Source organism: Rhodobacter sp. NSM (assembly GCF_052244495.1).
GTDB lineage: Bacteria > Pseudomonadota > Alphaproteobacteria > Rhodobacterales > Rhodobacteraceae > Cereibacter_A.
On sequence record NZ_JBQPXH010000002.1, the window covers coordinates 271,189 to 297,582 of the forward strand.

Sequence of the window (26,394 nt, forward strand, 5' to 3'; positions counted from 1 at the left end):
GCGGGGATGCTGTCACCGCCCTCCGGGGGAGGCAAGGATTCTCGGGGGCCATTTCTTCGGGCGTGTCGTTCGTCCTTAAGAGGAGATTCATCATGCCGCGGCAGATTGCCGGCATGGCGAGGCGGGACGGACGGATGGACATCGAGCAGAGGCTGGCGAAAGAGCGGCGGGGGCGGCTCGCGGCGGAACGCCTGCTGGAATACAAGCAGCGAGAGCTCTTCGCCGCGAACGAGAAGCTCGCGATCCATGCGCGCGCGCTTTCGGACCAGATCATCGAGCAACGCGCGGTCGTGAAGACGGCATTGTCCGAGGCCGAGAAGCTGAAGGGCCAGAACAGCCGCTTCCTGGCCGAGCTGGAGCGTGCCCATACCGCTGCCGTGATGGCCGAGCGGCGGCTCTGGGATTCGATCGACACGATCGAGGACGGGTTCGCGGTCTACGATTCGCACCAGAAGCTCGTGGCGGCGAACGAAGCCTATTGCGCCCATTTCGCAGGGCTCAAGGTGCAACCGGGGATGACGCTGATGGATCTCCTGCGGGCCACGGTCGATCTTGGTCTTCTCGATCTCGGCGACGAAGTGCCCGAGGAATGGTGCGAACGGATGGTCCGCCGCTGGGACGATGATCCGGTAGAGCCTGCGATCCTGCGTCGCACGAACGGCATCTGGCTGCGGCTCGTGAACCGGCGCGCGCGCGACGGCGACATGGTGAGCCTGCTGATCGACATTACCGAGCAGATGCGCCTCCGGGCGGCGATCGACGCCATACCCGACGGCTTCGTGCTCTTCGACCGGGCCGAGCGGCTCGTGCTGTGCAACGACCGCTACCGCGAGATCTACCCCCGTGCGGCCGAGGCCATCCGCCCCGGCGCCCGGTTCGAGGACATCCTTCGCCATGGTCTTGCCCATGGTCAGTTCCCCGAGGCCGCCGGGCACGAAGAGGATTGGCTGGCCGATCGCCTCGCGGCCTTCCGCAAGCTCGGCGGCGCGGCCGAGCAGCAACTCGACGACGGCCGCTGGCTGCGGGTGATCGAGCACGAGACGCCGGACGGCGGCCGCGTTGGCCTCGGCGTCGACATCACCGAACTGAAGGTCCAGCAGGCCGCGCTGGAAACGGCGCGTGCAGCCGCCGAGGCCGCGAGCCGCGCCAAGTCCGCCTTCCTGGCCAACATGAGCCACGAGATCCGCACGCCCATGAACGGGATCGTCGGCATGGCGGAACTGTTGTGCGAAACCGTCCTGACCGAGGATCAGCGGCTGTTCTCCGAGACGATCCGGTCCTCGGGCGAGGCGCTCCTCGTCATCATCAACGACATCCTCGACTACTCGAAGATCGAGGCCAACCGCCTGACCCTCTACCCCGAGCCCTTCGACCTCGAGCGGACGATCCACGAGGTCGCCATGCTCCTCCAGCCGAAGGCGCGGGCAAAGAAGATCGACCTGCTCATCGACTTCGACATGTTCCTTCCCACGCGCTTCATCGGCGATCCGTGCCGGCTCAGGCAGGTGCTCACGAACCTCATCGGGAACGCGGTGAAGTTCACCGAGACGGGCCATGTGCTGATCCGCGTCGTGGGGCTCGAGGTGGGCGAAGGGCGCCACGACCTTCATGTGACGGTCGAGGACACCGGCATCGGCATCGCCGCCGCGAACCTCGACGTGGTCTTCGGCGAGTTCAACCAGGTCGACACCGAAGCCACGCGGCGGTTCGAGGGCACCGGCCTCGGCCTCGCCATCACCCGCCGCCTGATCGAGCTCATGGACGGGTCCGTCTGGGTCGAGAGCGAGCTCGGCCGCGGATCCTGCTTCGGGTTCCGGCTGACGTTGCCCGCGGCGGACGACGTAGCCGCACCGCCCGAGCCGCTCCAGGTGCGTCGCGCCCTGGTCGTGGACGACCAGTTCATCAACCGCACCATCCTCGAGAGGCAGTTGGTGCCCTGCGGAATCGAGGTCAAGCTCTGCCGGTCTGGCGCAGAGGCCCTGTCCGAACTCGTCTCTGACCCCGATTACGATCTCCTGCTCACCGATCACGAGATGCCGGATCTCGACGGTCTCGCGCTGGCCGAACGCGTCCGGGCCTGTGGCTCGTTCATGCCGATCCTGCTGCTGACCTCGAATCCGTCAGGCTTGCGCGATCATCCGTCCGTGGCACTTCTGACGGGTGTGCTGCAGAAGCCGCTCCTGCGGTCGGATCTCTACCGGCGGCTTCAGACCCTCACGGCGGCCGGACCGGAACCCGCGCCGCCTCCTGCCCCGGGTGCCGAACTGCGTCGGATGCGGGTGCTGGCGGCCGAGGACAACCGCACGAACCAGCTCGTCTTCCGCAAGATGGTGCGCGATCTCGACATCGAGTTGAGCTTTGCGGGCAATGGGCGCGAGGCGGTCGAACTCTGCGACCGCGTTCGGCCCGACCTCGTCTTCATGGATATCTCAATGCCCGAAATGGACGGGCGCTCTGCCGCGCGCGCCATCCGGGCGCGCGAGCCGGAGGGGCGTCGCGTGCCCATCGTGGCCCTGACTGCCCATGCGCTGGAAAGCGATGCCGCGGCGAGCACTGCGGCAGGCATGGACCGGACGCTCACGAAACCGCTGCGCCGGGCGGCGATCCTGGAAACGCTGGCGGCCTTCTGCCCGCCCGAGGCCCGTGCCATCCTGCCGGCAGCCACCGAGGGGGGCGCTGCGCCCGCGCGTGGCGATGCGGCGGCGCGCGAGGCACAGCCTTCATGAGGCTCAGCCATGCCGATGCGGCTGCCCCACCCGGAGCCCTCCGCCACACCCGCAGTCCTTCGCCGGGTCAGGCCGCCCGCAGGAAGACAGGGCGGTCATCCGTCGACAGGTCCGGCTCATGAAGGTAGCCACCGGCGCGGAAGGCGCGGATGTCCGCCGGATCGTCGAGCCGGTTCTCGGCGATGAAGCGCGCCATGGCGCCGCGGGCGCGCTTGGCCCAGAAGCTCACGATCTTCCGCTCGCCATCGCGCTCTTCGAGGAAGACCGGCGATATGACTTGCAGCCGCAGGGATGAGGTATCGACGGCCGAGAAATACTCGACCGACGCACAGTTCACGAGCACCCGCGCCCCGGTTTCGGCGGCGCGCTTGTTCAGCGCCCGGGCGATGCGGTCGCCCCAGAAGTCGTAGAGCGTGGCCCCGCGGTCGGTCGCGAGCCGCGTCCCCATCTCGAGCCGGTGCGGCTGGATCAGGTCGAGCGGCCGGAGGAGGCCGTAGAGCCCGGAGAGGATGCAGACCCGATCCTGCGCCCAGCGAAGGGCGTCCTCGCCCAGCGTCCGGGCCTCGAAGCCGGCATAGGTATCGCCGTCGAAGAGGGCGAGCGCCGGAACGGCCGCATCCCGCGCTTCGTGAAATTGTGCGAAGCGCGCCACATTCAGCCGGGCCAACGGCTCCGAGATGTGCATGAGGCGCCGCAGGTCCGCGGCGGTCAATTCCCGCGCGATCCGGGCCAGCGCGTCCGCCTGATCCTGGAAGCGGGGCGTGGTGGGTGCGAGAGTCGCCGGCAGCTCCAGCGCGGGCCGCGCCGCGAGGCGCTTGGCGGGCGAGAGGACGGCGAGCATCAGGCCTGCCGCAGCACGTCGAGGAAGGCCTCGCCGAAGCGTTCCATCTTCTGCGCCCCGAGATCGCCCACCCGCTCGAGATCGGCGAGGGTCGAGGGCCGCGCCTCGGCGATCCGGCGCAGCGCGCTCTGCGGCAGGCTCAGTGGCTTGCCGGTCCCGTCCTCGCCCCGCATCAGCGCCACCTGCACCTCGGCCAGCCGGTCGAAAAGCTCGCCCGCGTCGCGCCCCGCAAGGCGGCGGCGCTGGGGATGCATCTCCTCGCTCCCGCCGGTGATCACCTCGAGGAAGGTCGCGCCGTAGCTGTCGAGCTTCTTCGCGCCCACGCCGGTGATGCCCGCCATCTCGTCCAGGTTTCGCGGACGCCGGTCGGCCATCTCGATCAGGGTCCGATCGGTGAAGATCACATAGGCCGGCACGCCCGCGGCCTCGGCCAGCGCACGGCGGCGGGCCTTGAGGGCGGACAGAAGCGGCGCGTCCTCGTCGGAGACGAGCGCCCGCGCCTGCGGGCGGGCCGAGGCCGAGCGCACCGTGTCACGCCGGAGCGTGATCGCCTCTTCGCCGCGGAGGATGGGGCGGGCGGCTTCTGTCATCTTCAGCGCACCGTGCCGCTCGGCGTCGGGGCGGACGAGGTCGCGCCCCATCATCTGCCGGAACACCGCCTCCCAGGCGGCGCGAGAGAGGTCGCGGCCGACCGAGAAGGTGGGAAGCTGGTCATGGCCCCGGTCGCGCACCTTCTGCGTCGCGTTCCCGGTGAGGATGTCGACGAGATGGCCGGTCCCGAACCACTCGCCGGTGCGCAGGATCGCCGAGAGCGCCTTTCGCACCGCCTCGGTCGCGTCGAAAAGCTCGGCCGGGCGCTCGCAGAGGTCGCAGGTGCCGCAGGGCCCGGAGCTTTCGCCGAAATATCCGAGCAGAACCTGCCGACGGCACCCCGTCGCCTCGGCAAGGCCGAGAAGGGCGTTCAGTCGGCCGTGATCGGCGGCCTTGCGGTCGGGCGGGGCCGCGCCCTCGTCGATCTGCGCGCGGCGCAGGCGGATGTCGTCGGGTCCGTAGAGCGTCAGCGTCTCGGCGGGCGCGCCGTCGCGGCCCGCGCGGCCGATTTCCTGATAATAGCCCTCGATGGATTTCGGCAGGTCTGCGTGGGCCACCCAGCGGATGTCGGGCTTGTCGATCCCCATGCCGAAGGCGACGGTCGCCACCACGATCAGGCCGTCCTCCTGCTGGAAGCGGATCTCGACCGCGCGCCGGTCGTCCGCCTCCATCCCGCCGTGGTAGTGGCAGGCGGAGTGCCCCGCCTCGCGCAGCGCCTGGGCAAGGGTCTCGGTCTTCGCCCGGGTCGCGCAGTAGACGATGCCGGAACGGCCCTTGCGCGCGGCGGCGAAGGTCAGGATCTGCTGGCGGGGGCTCGACTTCACCGCGAAGGCGAGGTGGATGTTCGGCCGGTCGAAGCCGCGCAGGAAGGTCGCGGGCGGCACGCCGTCGAAGAGACGCGCCACGATCTCGTCCCGCGTCTCGGCATCTGCGGTGGCGGTGAAGGCCGCGAGCGGCACGTCCAGCGCGCGGCGCAGCTCGCCGATGCGCAGGTAGTCGGGGCGGAAGTCATGGCCCCACTGGCTCACGCAATGCGCCTCGTCCACCGCGATCAGCCCGACGCCGATCCGCCGGAGGAGCGAGAACGTCCCGCCCGAGGCCAGCCGCTCGGGTGCCATGTAGAGCAGTCGGATGCGTCCCTCGTCTAGCGCGCGGAACACCTCTTCCGTCTCGGCCTCGGTATTGCCCGAGGTCAGCGCCCCGGCCTCCACCCCCGCCTCGCGCAGGGAGCGCACCTGGTCACGCATCAGCGCGATCAGCGGAGAAACAACGAGCGTCACCCCCTCGCGGCAGAGCGCGGGAAGCTGGTAGCAGAGCGACTTGCCCCCGCCGGTCGGCATGATGGCCAGCGTGTTGCGCCCCGCGCGCACCGCCTCGACGATCTCTTCCTGCCCCGGCCGGAAGCCGGGGAAGCCGAAGACGGACTGGAGAAGCTCGCGCGGGGCCGACATGGCGGAATCCGGTTGGGTCCGGCGCGGCAGGCCGGACCGTCAGCTGCGGGACGGGCGGATCAGTAGAAGGCGGCGACGTTGTTCCGGATCACGATCTGCAGCGCGTAGATCGCGACGAGCACGATCAGCGGAGCGAGATCGAGACCGCCCATCGAGGGCAGGATCCGCCGGACCTGCGAATAGATCGGCTCGAGCAGGCGGGTCAGCCCGTCCCAGATCTGGCCGACAAGCGGCTGACGCAGGTTGAGCACCTCGAAATTGATGAGCCAGCTCATGATGATGTGCACGAAGATGATGAACTTCGCGATGTCGAGGATCAGCATCAGGATCTGGAAGAGCGATATCATGGACGCATCCTTCACGGGAAATCTTCCGAACAGGTATAGACGGGCCCGCCAAAGGGCAACCTCGTTCCGCAGCGTCGCGGCTTGACGGCTGCCGGATGACGTAGCACCCAAGGCGTGAAGGAGTGGTAGATGTATCCTTACTTCCGCATTTTCATGGAGATGCGCCGGACGCGGCGTCTCGGGCCGTTGCCGGTTCTGGGCACTCACAGATCCTCGGTCCGATGCCTGCCCTGGGATCTGGATCCCTGGCGAGAGCTGAACAACGGCCGGACCCTGACGCTCTTCGACCTGGGCCGGCTGCCGCTGATCCACCGGACGGGGCTTGCGAGGATCTGCGCCGGAAAGGGCTGGGGCATGACGGTGGCCGGCAGTTCGGTGCGCTACCGGCGGCGGGTCGTGCTGATGGACCGGCTCGACATGGTGAGCCGCTGCATCGGCTGGGACAGCAGGTTCTTCTACATGGAGCAGAGCCTCTGGCGGAAAGGCGACTGCACGAGCCACATGCTGCTGCGCGCGGCTGTCGTCTCGCGCGAGGGCATCGTTCCGCCCGCCGAGGTCGCGGCGCTGCTCGAGGCCGGCGAAAGTCCGCCCTTGCCGGAATGGGCCGCGGCCTGGGTCGAGGCGGATGCTATGAGGCCCTGGCCGCCGTCGCATTGAGCGCCTGGCGGCGGATGTGCGGCGGATGTGGGGGCCGCGGGCTTCCTGCGCCTCCCCCCCCTCGCGCACAACCGGCCAGGAGGAGGCGACTGCTTGCGCGGCGGCACGGTTTCGGGCTTGATCCCCGCACGTCGTCGGAGGGGCCATGGCAAGCGCGAAACACCGCATCTGGGGCTGGTACTTCTTCGACTGGGCGAGCCAGCCCTACAGCACTCTGCTCCTGACCTTCGTCTTCGCGCCCTATTTCGCCGAGACGGCCCGCGCACGCTACGTCGCGGAAGGGCTGGATCCCGTGGCCGCAGGCGCCGCGGCGCAGTCGCTCTGGGCGACGGGGCTGGGCATGGCGAGCCTCGTCGTCGCGCTGCTTGCGCCGTTGCTGGGCGCCGTCGCGGATGCGGGCGGACGGCGGCTCGTCTGGATCTGGGGCTTCTCGGTCTTCTATATCCTCGGCTCGGCCGGTCTCTGGGCCCTGACGCCGGACGGCGACGCGCTGGTCTGGGCGCTCGCCTGCTTCGGGCTCGGCTTCGTCGGCATGGAGTTCGCGACCATCTTCACCAACGCGCTGCTGCCGACGCTGGGACCACGCGACCGGATCGGAGAGATCTCGGGCTCGGGCTTCGCCTTCGGCTATCTCGGGGGCGTGGCAGCCCTTGCGGTCATGCTCCTGTTCCTTGCCGAAGGCGCGGCGACCGGGCGAACGTTGATCGGCCTGCCGCCCGCCTTTGGTCTTGATCCGGCGCTGCGCGAGGGGACGCGGGTGGTCGGGCCCTTCACGGCGATCTGGTATGCCGTGTTCATGCTGCCGTTCTTCCTCTGGGTGAGGGAACCTCCGGTGCCGCGGAGCGCGCTCCGGATCCGGGCGGCGGTGCAGGAGTTGCGCGCCTTCATCTCGGGTCTTCCCCGGCGGCGCAGCCTTGCGGCCTACCTTGGCTCGTCGCTGCTCTACCGCGACGCGCTGAACGCCCTCTACGGCTTCGGCGGGGTCTATGCTTCGGGCGTGCTGGGCTGGAGCGTGATCCAGATCGGCACCTTCGGCGTGGTGGGCGCCGTCACGGCCACGGTGGCCTCATGGGCCGGGGGCCGTGCCGACCGGCGCTTCGGGCCGAAGCCGGTGATCGTCACCTGCATCCTGCTGCTCGCCGTCGTCTGCGTCCTGATCGTCGGCACCTCGCGCCAGAGCATCCTCGGCCAGCCGCTGCCGCAGGACTCCGGCCTGCCCGACCTCCTGTTCTTCGTCTGCGGCGCGCTGATCGGCGGGGCTGGCGGTGCGCTGCAGGCGGCCAGCCGCACGATGATGGCCCGGCACACGACGCCCGCGCGCGCAACCGAGGCCTTCGGCGTCTACGCTCTCTCGGGCAAGGTCACGAGCTTTCTGGCGCCGCTCCTGATCGCGATCGCCACCACCCTCAGCGGATCGCAGCGCGCGGGCATCGCCCCGTTGATCGTGCTCTTCCTTGCGGGGCTCGTTCTGCTAGTCTGGGTTGAACCGGAAGGCGAACAACGGGCAGTGACATGATCCGCATCCTCTCCCTCATCCTCGCGCTGGGGATGGTCACGGCCGCTCAGGCCGAACCGAAGGCCAACGCGCTCTTCGGCGCGCAGATGCGTCCGTCGCAGCAGGCGCCGATGCCGATCGGCAGCTACAACCGCGGCTGTGCGGCGGGCCTCGTCGAAATGCCCGAGAGCGGACCGACCTGGCAGGTCATGCGTCTGTCGCGCAACCGCAACTGGGGCCATCCGGAGATGGTCGAGTTCCTGAAGGCGCTGTCGGTCGCGGCGCGGCAGATCGGATGGGCCGGGCTCTACATCGGCGACATGAGCCAACCGCGCGGCGGGCCGATGACCTCGGGCCATGCGAGTCATCAGATCGGCCTTGACGCCGATGTCTGGATGCTGCCGCCGCGCCGGCTGAACCTCAGCGCGGGCGACCGCGAGCGGATCTCTTCGATCCCGGTCCGGTCGGCGGACCAGCGCAGCGTGACCGCCAACTGGACGCGGGCGCATCACACGCTGCTGCGCTCGGCGGCCTCGGACGACCGGGTGGACCGGATCTTCGTGGCGGCCGCCGTCAAGCTCGAGATGTGCAGGACAGCGACCCGTGCAGACCGGGCCTGGCTGCAGAAGATCCGCCCGGTGCCCGGGCATGACACCCATTTCCACATCCGGCTCAAGTGCCCGCCGGGTGCGGTGGCCTGCCAGACGCAGCGACCGTCGGTGGCCGAACTCTCGAAAGGGGGGAACGGCTGCGACGATACACTGATGTGGTGGGTGACGGATTATCTGAATCCGCCGAAGACACCGCCTCAGAAGCCTGCAGGGCCGCGGCCGAGGGGCGCGCGCGACTTCACCCTTTCCGACCTGCCATCGCAATGCCGCGAAGTCCTCGCCTCGCGCTGATCGCGGGGCTCGCGGTCAGCCTCGCAATCTGCGGAAGCGCCGGCACCCTCGACGATGGCCGCTTCTCGAGCTTCGTGTGGACGAAGGATGACCCGCTCTTCGGCGGGCTCTCCGGGATCGAGATGTCGGACGACGGGCGTCTCGTGACACTGCTGTCGGACCGCGGGGCATGGACCCGGGGACGGGTCATCAGGAACGGCAAGGGAAGGATCACCGACATCCTGACCGAGCCCATGCAGATCCTGCGCGGACAGCGTGGAGGACCGCTCGGCCGGGGCCGGACGGACAGCGAGGGCCTTGCCATCGGACGGGACGGGACCGCCTATGTCTCGTTCGAGGGGGCGGCACGGGTGCTGCGATACCGCGACCTCGCGGGAAAGGCCGAGAGTCTGCCCGTGCACCGGGACTTCCGTCTGATGTTGGGCAATGGAGCGCTCGAGGCGCTGGCCATCGACGACAAGGGCGTGCTCTACACGCTTCCGGAGCGGTCCGGCAGCGTCAACCGTCCCTTCCCGGTCTATCGCTACACGGACTGTGCGTGGGAACGGGCCTTCGACATACCGCGGCGCGGGTCGTTTCTTGCCGTGGGCGCGGATTTCGGGCCGGACGGGCGGCTTTATCTGCTCGAACGCATGTTCCGCGGCTTTCTGGGCTTTGCCAGTCGCGTGCGCCGCTTCGAGATCGGCCCGGACGGCGTGACCTCGGAAGAGACGCTCTTCGAGACGCCTTCGGGCCGCTACGACAATCTCGAGGGGATTTCCGTCTGGCGCGAGCCCGCAGGCGGGACCGTGGTCAGCATGGTCTCGGACGACAATTTCCTGTTCCTGCAGCGGACCGAGATCGTCGAGGTGCGACTCCCGGATTGACAGGGGGACCTGCGGGGCTGTAGGCCGCGCTGTCCCCGGACGGGGGCCAAGTCTCCGCGACCTTGCCAAAACGGAATGCCAATGACCCGCAGCCTGATCCCCGCCACCCTGGCGATGGCCACCATCGTGGTGGCCTCGAACATCCTCGTGCAGTTCCTGTTCGGCCAGTGGCTGACCTGGGGCGCCTTCACCTATCCGCTCGCTTTCCTCGTGACCGACCTCACCAACCGTCTCCACGGCGCGGCCGCGGCACGGCGCGTGGTGCTGGCGGGCTTTGCCACGGGGATCCTCTGCTCGCTCATCGGGACCCAGATCCATGGCGAGTTCGGACCGCTCGTGACCCTTCGCATCGCGTTGGGATCGGGCGCGGCCTTCCTCGTCGCGCAGATGCTCGACGTGACCGTTTTCGACCGGATGCGCCATTCCCTGCGCTGGTGGCGGGCGCCCCTGATCTCGACCCTCGTCGGATCGAGCCTCGACACGCTGATCTTCTTCGGCACCGCCTTTTCGGCGTCTCTGGTCTGGCTGGAACCTGCCAACGACGTCTCCTGGGCGAACGAGATCCTGCCGCTGCTGGGGGCAGGACCCGAGGCGCCATTGTGGATCTCGCTGGCCGTTGCGGACTGGTCCGTCAAACTGTTGCTCGCTTTGGTGGCACTCCTGCCATTTCGCATAATTGTGAGGCGGATGACCGCACACGTTGCGTAATCATCATTTGACAAACACCAGATCTGTGCCACCCTCCTCTCATCGGCAACCATTTGAAAGGAGGTGATCCAGTGTCTAGAGTGATATTGGAGAGAAGTGTCGGGACAGCTATCGGGGGTGTTTTCTGAGGGCAGCCCCTCTTAGGACACACCGGTGGTTGGGCTGGATCCTAACTGGCTCATCTCCTTGGATCTCGGAAAGGGTCGCCAGGCGTGGCGGCCCTTTCTCGTTATTCGAGACCCGCTGCGGCGGGCCGTTCCCGCGTCAGGCCCGCTTCATGTTGCGCATTACCGATCAGATCACGCTCGCCGACTGGGAGATGACCGAGAGCTTCTCGCGCTCGTCGGGGCCGGGCGGGCAGAACGTCAACAAGGTCGAGACGGCGGTCGAGCTGCGCTTCGAGGCCGAGCGGTCCCCGCATCTGGCGCCGGCCGTGAAGGCTCGGCTGAAGCGGCTCGCCGGGCGGCGCTGGACGACGGAGGGCGCCATCGTCATCCGCGCCGAGGAAACGCGCAGCCAGCAGCGCAACCGGGAACTTGCGCGCGAACGGCTGGCCGAACTGGTGCGCGCGGCGCTGGTGGCGCCGAAGCGGCGGATTGCCACCAAGCCAACGCTGGGCAGCCAGAGGCGCAGGCTGGTCGCGAAGGCGATCCGGGGCGAGGTGAAGGCGGGTCGGGGAAAGGTGACCGACGAGGAGGGCTGACCTGAGCGGGCGCGCAGCCGTCGTCCTGCACATCCGGAAGATCGGGCGCGGCTTGCGGGTCGGGCCGTCGCCCGCGCCCGGAAGACGGTGGCGCGACGCCGGGCTTCGCGCCCGCAGGCACCACTCGCGGATCACCTTGGCCGAAGTGTCGCTTGGCCGTCAGTCGGCGGAAGTCGCGGTCAGACCTTCACTTCGTAGGCGACCTGCTCGCCCACCCCGAAGACGCGCTTGTAGCGCTCGACCTCATCCGCCGGTCCCATTGCCTTCAGCGGATTGTCCGAGAGCTTGACCGTAGGCCTGCCATCCGCCGAGACCGCCTTGCAGACTAGGCTGAAGGGCGCCAGCGCATCGTCCTTCACCAGGCCACGGAAATCGTTGGTGAACATCGTGCCCCAGCCGAAGCTCACCTTGACCCTGCCGTTGAACTGGCGGTGCAGTTCCTCGATCTTCTCGACATCGAGCCCGTCCGAGAAGATCACGAGCTTGCGGCGCGGATCCTCGCCCCGGCTCTGCCACCAGCGGATTGCCGTTTCCGCTCCCTGTGCCGGATCGCCCGAGTCGATGCGGATGCCCGTCCAGCTCGCGAGCCAGTCGGGCGCGCGTTCGAGAAAGCCCTTGGTGCCGTAGGTGTCCGGCAGGATGATCCTGAGATTGCCGTCATGCTCCTCGTGCCAGTCGGCAAGCACCTGATAGGGCGCACGGGCGAGCTCGACCTCGGAGGTGGCCAGCGCGGAATAGACCATCGGCAGTTCATGCGCGTTGGTGCCGATCGCCTCGACCTCGCGCCGCATGGCGATCAGGCAGTTCGAGGTTCCGGTGAAGGCATCGCCCAGCCCCTCGATCATCGCCTGCACGCACCAGTCCTGCCAGAGGAACGAGTGCCGCCGCCGGGTGCCGAAATCGGCGATCTTGAGGCGCTCGATCGTCTTCAGCCGTTCGATCTTCTCCCAGAGCTTCGTCATGGCGCGGGCATAGAGCACCTGCAGCTCGAACCGCCCCATCGTAGCCAGCACCGCGCGCGAGCGCAGCTCCATAAGCACGGCGAGCGCCGGGATCTCCCACAGCATGACCTCGGGCCACTTGCCCTCGAAGGTCAACTCGTACTGGCCGTCGCGCTTCTCGAGGTGGTAGGGCGGCATCTGCAGCCCCTCGAGCCACTCCATGAAGTCATGGCGGAACATCTGGCGCTTGCCGTAGAAGGTGTTGCCGCGCAGGAAGGTGCTTTCTCCGCGGGAGAGGCGCAGGGTGCGGATGTGGTCGAGCTGTTCGCGCAGCTCGCCCTCGTCGATCAGCTCGGCCAGCCGCACCGACCTGGTCCGGTTGATCAGGCTGAACCGCACCACGGTGTCCGGCCTGTTTCGGAACACCGACTGGCACATCAGCAGCTTGTAGAAGTCTGTATCGATCAGGGAACGGATGATCGGGTCGATCTTCCATTTGTGATTGTAGACGCGGGTAGCGATATCGACCATGTCAGGGCTCCAGCACGACGCCGGCCTCGGCCATCTGCGCCTTGATCGCGGCGAGCGAGCCGTTGAGGTCGATGGCGGCCGAGGCGCCTTCCAGCACCGTCACGCGGAAGCCCAGCCGGGCGGCATCGAGCGCGGAATAGGCCACGCAGAAGTCCGTCGCGAGGCCCACCAGCGTCACCGCCTCGATCCCGCGGCTGCGCAGGTAGCCCTCGAGCCCTGTCGGCGTGGTGCGGTCGTTCTCGAAGAAGGCGGAATAGCTGTCGATGCCCGCGCGGAAGCCCTTGCGGATGATGAGGTCGGCGGGATCGGTGGCGAGATCGGGATGGAATTCGGCGCCCCTGGTGCCCTGCACGCAGTGTGTGGGCCAGAGCACCTGCGGCCCGTAGGGCATCTCGATGAGCGAGAACGGCTCGGCATCGTGATTGGCGGCGAAGGAGGAATGGTCGGCCGGGTGCCAGTCCTGCGTGAAGATGCGCGCGGCGAAGTCGGGCATCAGCGCGTTGATGCGAGGAATGATCGTATCGCCGCCGGCGACGGCGAGCGCACCGCCCGGGCAGAAATCGTTCTGCACGTCGATCACGATCAGGGCTTCGGTCTGGGGCCGCATCTCCGCCTCCTCGGACAGTCTTCCCGCAAGGGCTAAGGAGTGCGCGCCCCGAGGTCAATGGAGGCGGCGCCGCCCCGGCCTTGACGCCCCACGCCCCTCCGGGCGACAAATTGCAGCGCGGAGGGCCTTCTCCCGCCGCGTTCCGGCCGAAGCCCCGGCTTGCCGCGCCGGTATCCCTACCGGAGACAGCCCCATGACAGACGACCGCCCAGCCGCCCATCCCGTCTTCCCGGATCTGAAGGACGCCTCGGTCTTCATCAGTGGCGGCGGCTCCGGCATCGGGGCCGCGCTGACCGAAGGCTTCCTGCGTCAGGGCGCGCGGGTGGCCTTCGTGCAACGCTCGGATGCGACCGCCTTCTGCGACCGGATGGAGGCCGAGACCGGCGCGCGCCCGCTCTTCCTGCCCTGCGACGTGACCGACATCCCGGCGTTTCGCGAGGCACTGGCCCGGGCGGCCGACCTTCAGGGGCCGATCCGGGTGCTCGTGAACGCCGCGGCGAACGACAACCGGCACACCACCGCCGAAGTGACCGAGGAGTATTGGGATCAGGCGCAGGCGGTGAACCTCAGGCACTATTTCTTCGCCTCTCAGGCGGTGATCCCGGGGATGAAGGCGGCCGGCGGGGGGTCGATCATCAACTTCTCCTCGATCTCCTACATGATGGGGAACGCCGGCTACCCGGCCTATACGGCCGCCAATTCCGGGATCAACGGCCTGACACGCAGCCTCGCGCGCGAATTCGGGCCGGACCGGATCCGGGTCAATGCGCTGGCGCCGGGCTGGGTGCTGACCGAGCGGCAGAAGGATCTCTGGGTGACGCCCGAGGATCTCGAGGCGCATATCGACCGGCAGTGCCTGAAGGACGCGCTGGTGCCCGCCGACATGGTGGGCGGCGTGCTCTTCCTCGCCTCGGATGCGTCGCGGATGATGACGGGTCAGGCGCTGGTGATCGACGGCGGCGTGGTGGTGACGGGATGAAGCCCGACTGGATCGCCGTGGACTGGGGCACGAGCCGGCTTCGTGCCTGGGCGATGGGCCCCGAGGGCGTGGTGGCCGAGGCGCAGTCGGCTGAGGGCATGGGCCAGATCGCCGAGGGCGGCTTCGAACTTGCTCTGCTGCGGCTCGTCTGGTCGTGGCTGGGCGAGGGACCACCCGTGCCGGTGGTCGTCTGCGGCATGGCCGGGGCGCGGCAGGGCTGGCACGAGGCGCCCTACCGCAACCTGCCCTGCACGCCGGTCGACCCGCAGTCGCTGGTGCCGGTGCCTGCCGAGGATCCGCGGATTTCGGTCCGGATCGTGCCCGGCCTCGCACAGCCGCGGCCCGCCGATGTCATGCGGGGCGAGGAGACGCAGATCGCGGGTGCACTGGCGCTGCTCGGCCATTTCGACGGGGTGATCTGTCTGCCCGGCACCCATTCGAAATGGGCCCAGGTCTCGGCCGGCGAGGTCGTAAGCTTCCGCAGCTTCCTGACAGGAGAGCTCTTTGCCCTGCTCTCGGAGCGTTCGGTGCTGCGACACGGGCTTGCAGGCGAGGGTTGGGACGAGGAAGCCTTCCTCGCCGCCGTGTCGGACGGCATGTCGCACCCCCAGAAGCTGGGCTCGAAGCTGTTTGGCCTGCGGGCCGAGGGGTTGTTGCAGGACCTGCCGCCCGCCGTGGCGCGGGCGCGGCTTTCGGGCTTGCTGATCGGTCTCGAACTGGTGGGTGCGCGCAGCTACTGGCTTGGCCAATCCGTCGTGCTGGTGGGAGAGGAGGGTCTGGCCACCCGATATGCCACGGCGCTCGGCGCGCAGGGGGGGCAGGTCCGCCTGCTGCCGGGTCCGGCATGCACGGTCGGCGGCCTCGCGGCGGCGATGGGACTGATCGATCCCTCGCCGCCGGCCGGTGGCCGGGTCCCCTAGCCGGGCGAGGCGATGGCGGCATCCTCGGGCACCGGCAGGAAGGCATAGCCATTGGCCCCGAGGGTGAGGCTCTCTCCCTCCATCGCTGCCGCCTGCGAGGGGCCGACGATTCCCTCGTGACCGGGAACGGTGACGCTGACCGAGCCGGGTCCGAGATTGAAGAGGCAGGCAAGCGTCCGGCCCTCGAGCGTACGGGTGAAGCCCAGGATCGGCTCTGGAAGGTCGAAGAAGCGGCTCCGGCCCCGGATCAGCGCAGGTTCCGACCGGCGGAAATGCAGGAGCGCGCGGTAGGTCTCCAGAACCGAGCCGAAGACGCCCCTTTGCGCGGCGGCGTTGCGGGCAAGCTGCGGGTCCTTCACCGGAAGCCAGGGCTTGCCGGTGGTGAAGCCGCCGTGCGGCCCGCCATCCCAGACCATCGGCGTCCGGCAGCCGTCGCGGCCCTTTTCCTCGGGCCAGAAGCGCAGGCCCGGCGGGTCGGTCAGTTCCTCGTAGGCGAGCACGGTCTCGGTCTGGCCGAGTTCCTCGCCCTGATAGAGGCTCACCGACCCTTCGAAGGACAGGAGCATCGCGGCAGACAGGCGCGCCACATCGTCGGATGCGCCGTGGCCGGCCCAGCGGGTGACGTGGCGCACGACGTCATGGTTCGAGAAGGCCCAGCAGGGCCAGCCATGCGGGGCGGTCTCGAAGAAGGTCTCGATCCGGCTGCGGAAATGGGTGGCGGTGAAGATCCGCGACAGCATCTCGAAGGTGTAGGCCATGTGGAGCCGCTCGGATCCACTCGTGTATTCGGCCATGATGGCGAGCGCGCGGATGCCGTCGGCTACCTCGCCCACCATCGTCCGGTCGGGATATTCGTCGAGCAGGCTCCGCATCCGGAGCAGGAAGCCGATGTTCTCGGCCTGCGACTTCGAGAAGGCGTGGTCCTGCATGTCGTAGGGGTTGATTGCGGGGATCTCGCCATTCGACGGATTGGGTCGGTTCGGCCGCAGCTGCGCGTCGTGGAAGTAGAAGTTCACCGTGTCGAGCCGGAAGCCGTCCACGCCCTTGTCCAGCCAGAAGCGCATCTGGTCGAGCAGCCAGTCCTGCACGGCACGATTGTGGAAGTTGAAGTCCGGCTGCGTGGTCAGGAAATTGTGCAGGTAATACTGCCGTCGTTGCGGCTCCCACTCCCATGCGGGACCGCCGAAGATCGAGAGCCAGTTGTTGGGCGGGCTGCCGTCCGGCTGCGGATCGGCCCAGACATACCAGTCCGCCTTCGGGTTATTGCGGCTTCTCCGGCTTTCGCGGAAGAACGGATGCTGCGAGGACGAATGGCTCAGCACCTGGTCGATGATGACCTTGAGCCCGAGCTCGTGCGCCCGGGCGAGGAGCGCGTCGAAATCCTCCATCCGGCCGAAGAGCGGGTCGATGCCGGTGTAGTCCGAGACGTCGTAGCCCATGTCGTCCATCGGCGAGGGGAAGAAGGGCGAAAGCCAGATCGCGTCGGCGCCGAGCCAGGCGACATGGTCGAGCCGCTCGAGTATGCCGCGCAGGTCGCCCACCCCGTCGCCGTCCGAGTCCTGGAACGAGCGGGGATAGATCTGATAGGTCACCGAGCCGCGCCACCAATCCGACATGCTGTCTCCTCGTGTTCGTTCACCGGGGTCAAGCGCATGGGCCGCGGGCCGGTTCCCCGGTCGAGCCTCAGGGACCGTGCGCGCAGGGCCGGCCGGGGCGGGGGCTGTCTGCCCCCGGCTGCCCCCGGCTGCCCCTGCGGGGCAGCTCCCCCGAGGATATTTCCGCAAGAGTGAAACAGCAGCGCGGGCCGCAGTCCGCGGATGCAAGGCCAAGGGGCAGGTGGCCGTGGCCACACCCCTTGGGCAGCGGATGCAAGGACGGGGAGGGCCATCACGGAACGACAAAGATGACATCAACAATTACCGATTGACGATGCGGCGGCGGGCGGAGCACCCTTCGCGCCTTCTTCCTGCCCGACGGGACCTTCCATGACCAAAGCCCCGCTCTTCACGCCCGTCCTGATCTCGGGCTGCATCATCCTGATGCTCGGCTTTTCCATCCGCGCCAGCTTCGGGGTGTTCCAGATCCCCATCGCCGAGGAGTTCGGCTGGCTGCGTGCCGATTTCTCCATGGCCATCGCGATCCAGAACCTCGCCTGGGGCATCGGCCAGCCGATCTTCGGCATGCTGGCCGAGAAATTCGGCGACCGTCGCGCGATCGTCGTGGGCGCGCTGACCTATGCGGCGGGCCTCGTCCTCTCCAGCTTCGCGGTGACGCCGCTGCAGCACCAGCTGCTCGAGGTGCTGGTGGGCTTCGGCATCGCGGGCACGGGCTTCGGCGTGATCCTTGCCGTGGTGGGGCGCGCCACGGCGCCGGAGCATCGCTCGCTGGCGCTGGGGATCGCCACGGCGGCGGGCTCGGCGGGACAGGTCTTCGGCGCGCCGGCCGCCGAGATCCTTCTTGGCTTCTATTCCTGGCAGACCGTCTTCCTGATCTTCGCGGCGGTGATCCTTGCCGCGATCTTCGCGCTGCCCTTCATGCGGGCGCCCGTGACAGCGACGAAGGCGGAGCTGGAGGAGTCTCTGGGCACAGTCGTGCTGCGCGCCTTCCGCGATCCGTCCTACACGCTCATCTTCGTGGGCTTCTTCTCCTGCGGCTACCAGCTTGCCTTCATCACGGCGCATTTCCCGGCCTTCGTGACCGAGATGTGCGGAGCCATCGATCCGCGAGGGCCGCTCGCCGCACTGGGGATCACGACCACCTCGGCGCTGGGTGCGGTCGCGATCTCGCTGATCGGCCTGGCCAACATCGTCGGCACGGTCACCGCGGGCTGGCTCGGGAAGCGCTATTCGAAGAAGTATCTGCTGGCGGCGATCTACACCGGGCGGACCATCGCGGCCGCGCTCTTCATCATGCTGCCGATGACGCCCGCCTCGGTGCTGCTCTTCTCGCTGGCCATGGGGGCGCTGTGGCTGGCTACGGTGCCGCTGACGAGCGGGCTCGTCGCGCATCTCTACGGGCTGCGCTACATGGGCACGCTCTACGGCTTCGTCTTCCTCAGCCACCAGATCGGCAGCTTCATGGGCGTCTGGCTGGGCGGACGCATGTACGACATGACCGGCGACTACACGATGGTCTGGTGGATCGGCGTGGGCGTCGGCGCCTTCTCGGCCATCGTCCACCTGCCGATCCGCGAGAACAGGGGCCCCGCGCTGCAGCCGGCCTGATCGCTTCCGCCCCCGGGCGACGCGGTGCCGGATGGCACGGCGCGGACACGCCGGCCGACGGCGGTCGCCGCGATCCGGGTATCAGCGTTTCACGAAGCACGAACGGCACGGGTCGCGGCGCGGCGCCCCTTGCCCTGCCTGCGGCCGTGGATATACCTCGGGCGGCCTGGGGGAGGAGACGTGATGCGAGCCGGAATTGTCTGCCTGGTATTGGCCTATGTGCTGAGCCAGTTCTACCGCGCCTTCCTCGCGGTGCTGACCCCCGTCCTCAAGGACGAGCTTGGCCTGACGGCCGAGGATCTCGCGGCGGCCTCTGGCATCTGGTTCCTCGCCTTCGCGCTGATGCAGTTTCCGGTGGGATGGGCGCTCGATCGGGTGGGGCCGCGTCTGACCGCGATGGTGCTGCTCGCGGCAGGCGGTGCGGGCGGGGCCCTGGTCTTCGGGCTGGCCGAGGGTCCGGGCGCGATCAAGGTCGCCATGGCGCTGATCGGCATCGGCTGCTCGCCCGTGCTGATGGCGAGCTACTACATCTTCGCGCGCAGCTACTCGCCGGCGGTCTTCGGCACGCTTGCCGCGGCCGTGGTGGGGATCGGAAGCCTCGGCAACATCGCAGGCTCGGTGCCGCTCGCCTGGGCGGTCGAGGCCTTCGGCTGGCGCGAGACGCTGATGGCGCTGGCCGCCGTCACGCTCGCGGTGGCGGCGGCGATCGGGCTGATGGTCCGCGATCCCGGACGCGCCGAGGGCCACGCCGACGGCTCGCTCTTCCAGCTTCTGCGGATGCCCGCGCTCTGGCCCGTGCTGGCGATGATGGTGGTCTGCTACGCGCCCGCGGCCGGGCTGCGCGGGCTCTGGATAGGCCCTTACTCGGCCGATGTCTTCGGAGCTTCGGCAGCCGAGATCGGGCGCGCGACGCTGGTCATGGGGCTTGCCATGGTGGCGGGAAGCTTCGCCTATGGACCGCTCGACCGGCTGCTAGGCACGCGGAAGGGGCTGATCCTGGGCGGGAACCTCCTGACGGCTGTCTGCTTCCTCGCGCTCTGGGCCATGCCCGAGGCCGGGGGCTGGACCTCCGTGCTGCTCTTTGCAGGGATCGGGCTCTTCGGCGCCTCCTTTCCCATGGTCATCGCCCACGGGCGCGCCTTCGTGCCGCCGCATCTGATGGGGCGGGGGGTGACGCTGCTCAACTTCTTCGGGATCGCGGCCCCCGGCATCATGCAGTTCGCCACCGGCGCGGTCCATGCCTCGGTCGCGCCCGTCCCGCCCGCGGCGCCCTATGCCGCACTCTTTCTCTTCTTCGCGCTCTTCATCCTTGCAGGCTGCGCGATCTACGCCTTCAGCCGCGACCGGACGGACTGACTTTCCGTCCGCCGCTCCCTGCGCTAACGAGAGATCCGGAGGGAGACCATGCCAGTGCAGCCGGATCGGATCGAGGTCATTGCGCCCAACCTCAAGCGCCGCCTGTCGGGCGTGACCGCGACCATCGCGCGGCTGGTGCCGGTGCAGGCGCGCAGCATCGGCATCGTGGCGACCGGGCCGGGCTTGCCCGCCGACGTGCCGCACCTGCCACTCTGGCGCCTGCCGCTGCTGCCGCGCGACCGCTGGCGGGTCTGGCACGCGCGGCGCAACACCGAGATGCTGCTGGGCCTTGTGCTGCGCCACCTGCTGCGCCGGCGGCTGAAGCTTCTGTTCACCTCGGCCTCGCAGCGCAGGCACACGGGCTACACACGCTGGCTCATCGGCCGGATGGACGCGCTGGTCGCGACCTCGCGCCGGACGGCCTCCTATCTCGAGCGGCCCTGCGAGGTGATCCTGCACGGGATCGACACCGGAACCTTCCGGCCGGGCGACCGCGCCGCCGTGCGCGCACGCCTCGGCCTGCCCGAGGCGGTGCTGGTCGGCTGCTACGGACGCATCCGGGCGCAGAAGGGCACGGACGTGTTCGTTCACGCGATGATGCGGCTGCTGCCCGCGCGGCCGGGCGTCGCCGCGGTCGTGATGGGGCGCGCAGTGGGCGAGCACCAGTCCTTCCTCGACGGGCTCCGCCGCGAGGTCGCGGCGGCCGGCCTCGGCGACCGCATCCTCTTCCGCCCGGAGGTGACGGTCGACCGGATGCCCGACTGGTACCGCGCGCTGGATCTCTACGTCGCGCCGCAGCGGTGGGAGGGCTTCGGCCTGACGCCCCTCGAGGCGATGGCCTGCGGCGTGCCGGTGGTGGCGACCCGCGTCGGCGCCTTCGAGGAACTGGTGAACGACGAGACCGGCCGGCTCGTGCCTCCCGGCGATCTCGAGGCGATGGTGGCAGAGGTCGGCGCGCTGCTCGACGACAAGGAGGGACGGGCGCGCATGGCCGAAGCCGCCCGCGCCCGGACTCTTGCCGGGTTCCGCATCGAGGACGAAGCCGCGGCCCTCGTCGCGCTCTACCGGAGGCTTCTTGCATGAACCGTTTCGGCTTCCTTCTCGCCCGCACCCTCCGGCAGGAGGCGCCGCTGGCGTCGCTGTCGCTCTCGGAGGAGGCGCTGCTCGCCCGCTTCGCCACAGAACGCATCGCACTTGTGGGCAATGCCCGCAGCCTCGCCGACGCCGCCTTCGGCGAGGAGATCGACGCGGCCGATCTGGTGATCCGGCTGAACCGGGCGCCGATGCCCGCCGCGGCGAGCCACGGAACTCGGACGGATGCGCTGGCACTGGCGACCTCGCTGAAGGCCGAGGCGCTGGACCGGCTGGCGCCCCGTCTCACGCTCTGGATGTCGCACAAGCGCAAGCGCCTGCCCTGGCACGTCGCGAGTCGCCGGGGCTTCTACCTGCATCCCCGGGCAGAGTACGAGGATCTGCGACGTCGCCTGAACGCGCAGCCCTCGACCGGACTCATGATGATCGAACTCTTGTCCAGGAGCCGCGTCGCCTCGGTTTCGCTCTACGGGTTCGACTTCTTCGACAGCCTCTCGCTCACGGGCAGCCGGACCGCGGCGCAGGTGCCGCACGACTTCCCTGCCGAGGCGGCCTTCGTCAGCACGCTGCTCGAGCGCGACCCTCGCTTCAGGATGCGCCGTCAGCCGGCATCCTGAGCACGTCGCCGTCGCCGCAGGCGGATCCGTGGTGGGCGCGAGGGGGCTGGCCACTGCCTTGCGGTACCGGGCGTTGCAGTCCTGACCCGTCCTTCCGATCCCGAGGCCGGCACGGGCTGCCATCCCCGATTCCCCTTTCCCCCTAACCCCGCTTGCGCTATGGGGGCGCGTCATTCCGACATGAGAAGGGGTCCCCGATGGGCTACAGGGTCGTCGTCGCGGGTGCCACGGGCAACGTGGGCCGTGAAATGCTGAACATCCTCGCCGAGCGCGAGTTTCCGGTGGATGAGATTGCCGCTCTCGCGAGCCGCAAGTCGCTCGGCACCGAGGTGAGCTTTGGCGACAAGACCCTGACCACCAAGGACCTCGACACCTTCGACTTCACCGGCTGGGACATCGCGCTCTTCGCGGTGGGTTCCGACGCAACGAAGATCTATGCGCCGAAGGCTGCGGCCGCGGGCTGCGTCGTGATCGACAACTCGTCGCTCTACCGCTACGACCCGCAGGTGCCGCTGATCGTGCCGGAAGTGAACGCGGACGCGATCGAGGGCTACAAGGCCAAGAACATCATCGCCAACCCGAACTGCTCGACCGCGCAGATGGTGGTGGCGCTGAAGCCGCTGCACGACCGGGCCAGGATCAAGCGCGTGGTGGTGTCCACCTACCAGTCGGTTTCCGGCGCGGGCAAGGCGGGCATCGACGAGCTGTGGGACCAGACCAAGGGGATCTACGTTCCCGGTCAGGAAGTGGCGCCGTCGAAGTTCACCAAGCAGATCGCCTTCAACGTGATCCCTCACATCGACGTCTTCATGGAGGACGGCTCCACCAAGGAAGAGTGGAAGATGGTGGCCGAGACGAAGAAGATCCTCGACACCAAGGTGAAGGTCACCGCGACCTGCGTGCGGGTGCCGGTCTTCGTGGGTCACTCGGAATCGATCAACATCGAGTTCGAGGACTTCCTCGACGAGGAGGAGGCGCGTGACATCCTGCGCGAGGCGCCCGGCGTGCTCGTCGTCGACAAGCGCGAGCCGGGCGGCTACATCACGCCTGTCGAATGCGTGGGCGATTACGCCACCTACATCAGCCGCATCCGGCAGGATTCCACGATCGACAACGGCCTGAACCTCTGGTGCGTTTCGGACAACCTGCGCAAGGGCGCCGCCCTCAACGCAGTGCAGATCGCCGAGGTTCTGGGCAATCGCTGCCTCAAGAAGGGCTGAGGCACTCACGGCGGAGGGTGGCCGGCCACGCCGGCGCCTTCCGCCGCTTCGACCCATGAGCCGCCGCGTCAGGCAGCGTCAGCCGCGAGGGCTGCGGCTCCTCAGCGGGGCGGGGCGGGCCGGCGGCCTCAGACCGGAACGAATCCCTGCCCGGGCACGTACTGCTCGAGGGAGCCTTCGCCGATGTGCGTCCAGAGCCCGTGGAGGGTCAGGACCTCGTCGGCGACGGCTTCCTTCACGAACGGGAAGGTCATCAGGTTGCCGATGCTGACCAGCACGGCTTCCTTCTCCAACGCCGTGATCCGCGAGTCCTCGGGCAGATCCTTCACCCGCTCGTAGCCCGGACGCAGGATGTCCATCCAGCGGCCCACGAAGCTCGAGGTCTCCTCGAGCTGCGGCGCCCGACCCGAGCACATGTCGTGACATCCCTTGACGCCGCCGCAGTTGGAATGGCCGAGCACCACGATGTGCGCCACCTTCAGCGCGGTCACCGCGTATTCGACAGCGGCCGACGTGCCGTGCTGCTGGCCGTCGGGGCTGTAGGGCGGCACCAGATTGGCGATGTTGCGGTGAATGAAGAACTCGCCCTCGTCCGCGCCGAAGATCGACGTGACATGAACGCGCGAATCGCAGCACGAGATGACCATCGCCCGCGGATGCTGCCCGCTCTCGGCCAGTCGGCGGTACCAGGCCTTGTTGTCGGCGAAGGTGGTCGCGCGCCAGCCGTGGAAGCGCTGGGCTAGGTAGTTCGGAAGCGGCTTGGCGTCATGCATTCCATCGTCCTCGGTCGGTCCACGCGATTGAATAGGGGGCGGCCCCGAAAAATTCGAGGGATTTCTGCAAGCCTCGGCAACCTTTCGTTCAACAACAGGAGTGCACCCTCGTCTCGGGTGTGAACTGGGGGTAGGTGAGATGACCTGCATCATAACGGCCATGCGGCCGATGGACCGGATTCGGCAGGACGCGGAGCCGATTGCCGCCATGTATCGCGAGATGGGCACGAAGGCTGCCGAGCAGATCGTGAACCGGGCGCTGGGCGAGCTTGCGCTGACCATCGCGTCGGTGTCGCAACAGGTGAAGACGCGGGAACTGGCCGAGCTTTCGCGGCGACTCCGGCGTCTGCAGCGCATGTCCGAGAACCTCGGCATGGTGAGCCTCGGGCTGGTGGCCGCCGATGCGCGCGCGACCTTCGAGGCGGGTGACATGATCGCCTTCGCGGCGGTCTGGGCACGTCTTCTGCGCGTGGCCGAGAGATCGCTCGCCTCCGACAAGGATCTGCTCGACCGGAGCCTCTGACAGGCGGGACTTGCGGGTGCCAGAGGAAAGGCTAGGCTCGCCCGGACCTTCGTCTTCCGGAACCAGCCATGTCCCCTTCCTTCGCCGATCCCGCTGCCGATTCGCTGCCTGTCCATGTCGTTGCCTCCGACGCGCTGGCTGATTGGCTTGCCCGTCAGCCCGACGAGGTTCGGGCGTGGCTCTCGGCGACGGGGTTCGAGGCCGGTCTGGGCGAATTGCGCCTGCTGCCCGCGGCGGGCGGCGGCATCGCCGGGGCCGTCATCGGCTCGGGCACGGCCAAGGCGCGCGCCCGCAGCCGCTTCGGTCTCTCACGCGGCCTGTCGGGTCTTCCCGAGGGAGACTGGCACCTCAAGGGCGACCTCGCGCCGGAGGCCGCTGACGAGGCCGCGCTCGGCTGGCTTCTTTCCACCTACGCCTTCACGCGCTACCGCGGCGCGGCCAGACTGCCGAAGGCGCGGCTGAAGCTGCCCGAGGGGCGGGACGGGGCGCGGCTCCTCGCCATGGCCGAGGCCGAGGCGCTGACGCGCGACCTCATCAACACTCCGGCCTCGGACATGGGCCCGCAGGAGCTCGAGGCGGCCTTCCTCGCCCTCGCGGACGGCTTTGGGGCCGAGACCGCCGTGATCCGCGGCGAGAAGCTTCTCGACCGCAACTTCCCCATGATCCATGCCGTCGGCCGCGCTTCGACGCGCGAGCCGCGGCTGCTCGAGATGCGCTGGGGCGAGCGCGGGCCGCGCGTCACGCTGGTGGGCAAGGGGGTCTGCTTCGACACGGGTGGGCTCGACATCAAGCCCTCGACCGGCATGCTTCTGATGAAGAAGGACATGGGCGGGGCCGCCACCGTCATGGGCCTCGCGCAGATGATCATGGCGCTCGACCTGCCGGTGCGGCTGCGCGTGCTGGTGCCGGCGGTGGAGAATGCCATCGCGGGCAATGCGATGCGCCCGAAGGACATCCTGATCTCGCGCAAGGGGTTGACGGTCGAGGTGAACAACACCGACGCCGAGGGGCGCCTGATCCTTGCCGATGCGCTGGCGCTGGCCGACGAGGAGGAGGCCGATCTGATCGTCTCGATGGCGACCCTCACAGGGGCGGCGCGGGTTGCGGTGGGTCCCGATCTGGCGCCCTTCTACACGGATGACGAGGGCCTTGCCGTGGCCCTTCAGGCCGCCTCCGGCCCTGCCTGCGACCCGGTCTGGCGGCTGCCCTTCTGGGAACCCTACGAGGCGCTTATCGAGCCCGGCATAGCGGATCTCGACAACGCGCCCTCGGGCGGCTTCGCAGGATCGATCACGGCGGCGCTCTTCCTGCGGCGCTTCGTGGAGAACCCGCGCTACATGCATTTCGACATTTACGGTCACACCCCGTCGGATGCGCCGGCCCGGCCCAAGGGCGGGGTGGGGCAGGGGGCGCGGGCCCTCCTCACGGCGCTTCCGCAGATGCTCGGCCTGTGATGGACCGGCGGATGACGCCCTGCAGCGGGCAGGTGGCGCATGTCTCGCTGGCGGGGCAGGTCGCGGCCGAGCGGTTCACGGAAGGCGAGCCCGCTGAGGTGGGCGTTCCGCTCGTCGACCTGCTGGCCCGACCCGAAGGCCCACGTGACCGGCAATTGCTGATGGGCGAGGGCTTCCTCGTGATTGACCGGCGCGAGGGCCATGTCTTCGGCCGCGCCGCGAAGGACGGCTATTGCGGTTGGGTTCCGGAGGCGTCCCTCTCCGCGCCCGAGGTGGCGACCCACCGCGTGGCGGTTCCGGCCACCCATCTCTATCCCGAGCCGCGGGTGCAGGCGCAGGAGATCGCGGCGCTGAGCTTCGGCGCGCGGCTGACGGTCATTGGCGAAGCGCGAAGTTTCCTTGAAACGACGAGGGGTTGGGTGCCTGCGGGCCATCTGTGGCCGCTCGACCGCCGCCATTCCGATCCGGTCGAGGTTGCCCGCTTCTTCCACGGAACGCCCTATCTCTGGGGAGGGAACAGCCGCGCCGGCATTGATTGCTCGGGGCTTGTGCAGGCCGCGCTTCTGGCCTGCGGCATCGACTGCCCCGGCGACAGCGACCTGCAGCAGACGATCGGCAGCAACGTCGAGGGCGAGGTGCAGGCGGGCGATCTCCTGTTCTGGAAGGGCCATGTCGCCATGGCGATCGACGCGCTGCGGATGATCCATGCCACGGGCTACGTCATGGGCGTGATCGAGGAAGAGATCGAGGCGGCCATCGCGCGCATCGCCGCGGCCGGTGAGGGGCCGGTCCTGGCGCGGCGGCGGCCCTGAGCGCGCCTGACCGGGACCACACCGAAGGCGCGCGCCTGAGGATGGGGATCGGTCGCTG

At 68.7% G+C, this 26,394-nt stretch carries 24 protein-coding genes; 17 read left to right on the top strand and 7 right to left on the bottom strand.

All coding sequences use genetic code 11. The annotated features are described in order from the left end of the window. Positions 1 to 134: 134 nt before the first annotated feature. Positions 135 to 2,726: a response regulator gene (locus tag ACTVZP_RS05805; protein ID WP_443211435.1), complete on the top strand. Its 2,592-nt coding sequence runs from the start codon at positions 135 to 137 to the stop codon at positions 2,724 to 2,726. Positions 2,727 to 2,793: 67 nt separating this feature from the next. On the opposite strand, the gene yaaA is transcribed toward ACTVZP_RS05805, so the two are convergent. Genes yaaA through ACTVZP_RS05820 form a run of 3 tightly spaced genes read right to left on the bottom strand, consistent with a single transcriptional unit; the run spans position 2,794 to position 5,956 of the window. Then, on the bottom strand, positions 2,794 to 3,567 hold the full coding sequence (gene yaaA, locus ACTVZP_RS05810) for a peroxide stress protein YaaA (RefSeq protein WP_443211162.1): 774 nt from the start codon (positions 3,565 to 3,567) through the stop codon (positions 2,794 to 2,796). Beyond that, positions 3,567 to 5,609, bottom strand: a complete 2,043-nt coding sequence (recQ, locus tag ACTVZP_RS05815; protein WP_443211163.1) for a DNA helicase RecQ — start codon at positions 5,607 to 5,609, stop codon at positions 3,567 to 3,569. Before recQ ends, yaaA begins: the two co-directional genes overlap by 1 nt. Positions 5,610 to 5,668: 59 nt before the next feature. After that, on the bottom strand, positions 5,669 to 5,956 hold the full coding sequence (locus ACTVZP_RS05820; RefSeq protein WP_443211164.1) for a YggT family protein: 288 nt from the start codon (positions 5,954 to 5,956) through the stop codon (positions 5,669 to 5,671). A gap of 129 nt (positions 5,957 to 6,085) precedes the next feature. Between ACTVZP_RS05820 and ACTVZP_RS05825 the strand changes: the two genes are divergently transcribed. The 6 genes from ACTVZP_RS05825 to arfB all read left to right on the top strand — a co-directional run bounded on the left by ACTVZP_RS05825 (position 6,086) and on the right by arfB (position 11,287). Further along, complete coding sequence (locus tag ACTVZP_RS05825) at positions 6,086 to 6,613, top strand: acyl-CoA thioesterase (RefSeq protein WP_443211165.1); 528 nt, start codon at positions 6,086 to 6,088, stop codon at positions 6,611 to 6,613. A 145-nt stretch (positions 6,614 to 6,758) separates the two neighbouring features. Next, the gene (locus tag ACTVZP_RS05830; protein WP_443211166.1) at positions 6,759 to 8,129 is read left to right on the top strand and encodes an MFS transporter; all 1,371 of its coding nucleotides are present in this window, start codon (positions 6,759 to 6,761) and stop codon (positions 8,127 to 8,129) included. Beyond that, complete coding sequence (gene mepA / locus ACTVZP_RS05835; RefSeq protein WP_443211167.1) at positions 8,126 to 9,010, top strand: penicillin-insensitive murein endopeptidase; 885 nt, start codon at positions 8,126 to 8,128, stop codon at positions 9,008 to 9,010. The genes ACTVZP_RS05830 and mepA overlap by 4 nt, the downstream gene beginning before the upstream one ends. Continuing rightward, complete coding sequence (locus ACTVZP_RS05840; RefSeq protein WP_443211168.1) at positions 8,983 to 9,876, top strand: esterase-like activity of phytase family protein; 894 nt, start codon at positions 8,983 to 8,985, stop codon at positions 9,874 to 9,876. Before mepA ends, ACTVZP_RS05840 begins: the two co-directional genes overlap by 28 nt. An 81-nt stretch (positions 9,877 to 9,957) precedes the next feature. Then, complete coding sequence (locus ACTVZP_RS05845) at positions 9,958 to 10,584, top strand: queuosine precursor transporter (protein WP_443211169.1); 627 nt, start codon at positions 9,958 to 9,960, stop codon at positions 10,582 to 10,584. Positions 10,585 to 10,861: 277 nt separating this feature from the next. Next, entirely contained in the window at positions 10,862 to 11,287 is a 426-nt protein-coding gene (gene arfB, locus ACTVZP_RS05850; protein ID WP_443211170.1) for an alternative ribosome rescue aminoacyl-tRNA hydrolase ArfB, read from the top strand. A gap of 179 nt (positions 11,288 to 11,466) precedes the next feature. On the opposite strand, the gene pncB is transcribed toward arfB, so the two are convergent. Continuing rightward, on the bottom strand, positions 11,467 to 12,759 hold the full coding sequence (gene pncB, locus ACTVZP_RS05855) for a nicotinate phosphoribosyltransferase (RefSeq protein WP_443211171.1): 1,293 nt from the start codon (positions 12,757 to 12,759) through the stop codon (positions 11,467 to 11,469). Between the two features lies 1 nt (position 12,760). Further along, positions 12,761 to 13,366 carry a bifunctional nicotinamidase/pyrazinamidase gene (gene pncA / locus ACTVZP_RS05860; RefSeq protein ID WP_443211172.1) on the bottom strand — a complete coding sequence of 202 codons (606 nt, stop codon included), beginning with the start codon at positions 13,364 to 13,366 and terminating at the stop codon, positions 12,761 to 12,763. Positions 13,367 to 13,559: 193 nt separating this feature from the next. On the opposite strand from pncA, the gene ACTVZP_RS05865 reads away from it, so the two are divergent. Both ACTVZP_RS05865 and ACTVZP_RS05870 read left to right on the top strand, forming a co-directional pair. After that, complete coding sequence (locus tag ACTVZP_RS05865) at positions 13,560 to 14,345, top strand: SDR family NAD(P)-dependent oxidoreductase (protein ID WP_443211173.1); 786 nt, start codon at positions 13,560 to 13,562, stop codon at positions 14,343 to 14,345. Next, positions 14,342 to 15,265, top strand: a complete 924-nt coding sequence (locus ACTVZP_RS05870) for a 2-dehydro-3-deoxygalactonokinase (protein WP_443211174.1) — start codon at positions 14,342 to 14,344, stop codon at positions 15,263 to 15,265. The genes ACTVZP_RS05865 and ACTVZP_RS05870 overlap by 4 nt, the downstream gene beginning before the upstream one ends. Here the strand turns inward: ACTVZP_RS05870 and ACTVZP_RS05875 are convergent. Next, complete coding sequence (locus tag ACTVZP_RS05875) at positions 15,262 to 16,881, bottom strand: alpha-amylase family glycosyl hydrolase (protein WP_443211175.1); 1,620 nt, start codon at positions 16,879 to 16,881, stop codon at positions 15,262 to 15,264. The genes ACTVZP_RS05870 and ACTVZP_RS05875 overlap by 4 nt on opposite strands. Before the next feature lie 369 nt (positions 16,882 to 17,250). On the opposite strand from ACTVZP_RS05875, the gene ACTVZP_RS05880 reads away from it, so the two are divergent. The 5 genes from ACTVZP_RS05880 (at position 17,251) to ACTVZP_RS05900 (ending at position 22,774) form a co-directional block, all read left to right on the top strand. Beyond that, the gene (locus ACTVZP_RS05880; protein WP_443211176.1) at positions 17,251 to 18,489 is read left to right on the top strand and encodes an MFS transporter; all 1,239 of its coding nucleotides are present in this window, start codon (positions 17,251 to 17,253) and stop codon (positions 18,487 to 18,489) included. 183 nt (positions 18,490 to 18,672) lie between these two features. Further along, complete coding sequence (locus ACTVZP_RS05885; RefSeq protein ID WP_443211177.1) at positions 18,673 to 19,845, top strand: MFS transporter; 1,173 nt, start codon at positions 18,673 to 18,675, stop codon at positions 19,843 to 19,845. 48 nt (positions 19,846 to 19,893) lie between these two features. Then, positions 19,894 to 20,928 carry a glycosyltransferase family 4 protein gene (locus tag ACTVZP_RS05890; RefSeq protein WP_443211178.1) on the top strand — a complete coding sequence of 345 codons (1,035 nt, stop codon included), beginning with the start codon at positions 19,894 to 19,896 and terminating at the stop codon, positions 20,926 to 20,928. After that, on the top strand, positions 20,925 to 21,554 hold the full coding sequence (locus tag ACTVZP_RS05895) for a glycosyltransferase family 29 protein (protein ID WP_443211179.1): 630 nt from the start codon (positions 20,925 to 20,927) through the stop codon (positions 21,552 to 21,554). Before ACTVZP_RS05890 ends, ACTVZP_RS05895 begins: the two co-directional genes overlap by 4 nt. Positions 21,555 to 21,751: 197 nt before the next feature. Beyond that, positions 21,752 to 22,774: an aspartate-semialdehyde dehydrogenase gene (locus ACTVZP_RS05900; RefSeq protein ID WP_443211180.1), complete on the top strand. Its 1,023-nt coding sequence runs from the start codon at positions 21,752 to 21,754 to the stop codon at positions 22,772 to 22,774. Positions 22,775 to 22,902: 128 nt separating this feature from the next. On the opposite strand, the gene ACTVZP_RS05905 is transcribed toward ACTVZP_RS05900, so the two are convergent. Further along, complete coding sequence (locus ACTVZP_RS05905; RefSeq protein ID WP_443211181.1) at positions 22,903 to 23,547, bottom strand: carbonic anhydrase; 645 nt, start codon at positions 23,545 to 23,547, stop codon at positions 22,903 to 22,905. 139 nt (positions 23,548 to 23,686) lie between these two features. On the opposite strand from ACTVZP_RS05905, the gene ACTVZP_RS05910 reads away from it, so the two are divergent. The 3 genes from ACTVZP_RS05910 (at position 23,687) to ACTVZP_RS05920 (ending at position 26,336) form a co-directional block, all read left to right on the top strand. Then, positions 23,687 to 24,070: a hypothetical protein gene (locus tag ACTVZP_RS05910; protein WP_443211182.1), complete on the top strand. Its 384-nt coding sequence runs from the start codon at positions 23,687 to 23,689 to the stop codon at positions 24,068 to 24,070. 68 nt (positions 24,071 to 24,138) lie between these two features. After that, the gene (locus ACTVZP_RS05915) at positions 24,139 to 25,524 is read left to right on the top strand and encodes a leucyl aminopeptidase family protein (RefSeq protein ID WP_443211183.1); all 1,386 of its coding nucleotides are present in this window, start codon (positions 24,139 to 24,141) and stop codon (positions 25,522 to 25,524) included. Further along, on the top strand, positions 25,524 to 26,336 hold the full coding sequence (locus ACTVZP_RS05920) for a C40 family peptidase (RefSeq protein ID WP_443211185.1): 813 nt from the start codon (positions 25,524 to 25,526) through the stop codon (positions 26,334 to 26,336). The genes ACTVZP_RS05915 and ACTVZP_RS05920 overlap by 1 nt, the downstream gene beginning before the upstream one ends. Positions 26,337 to 26,394 lie beyond the last annotated feature (58 nt).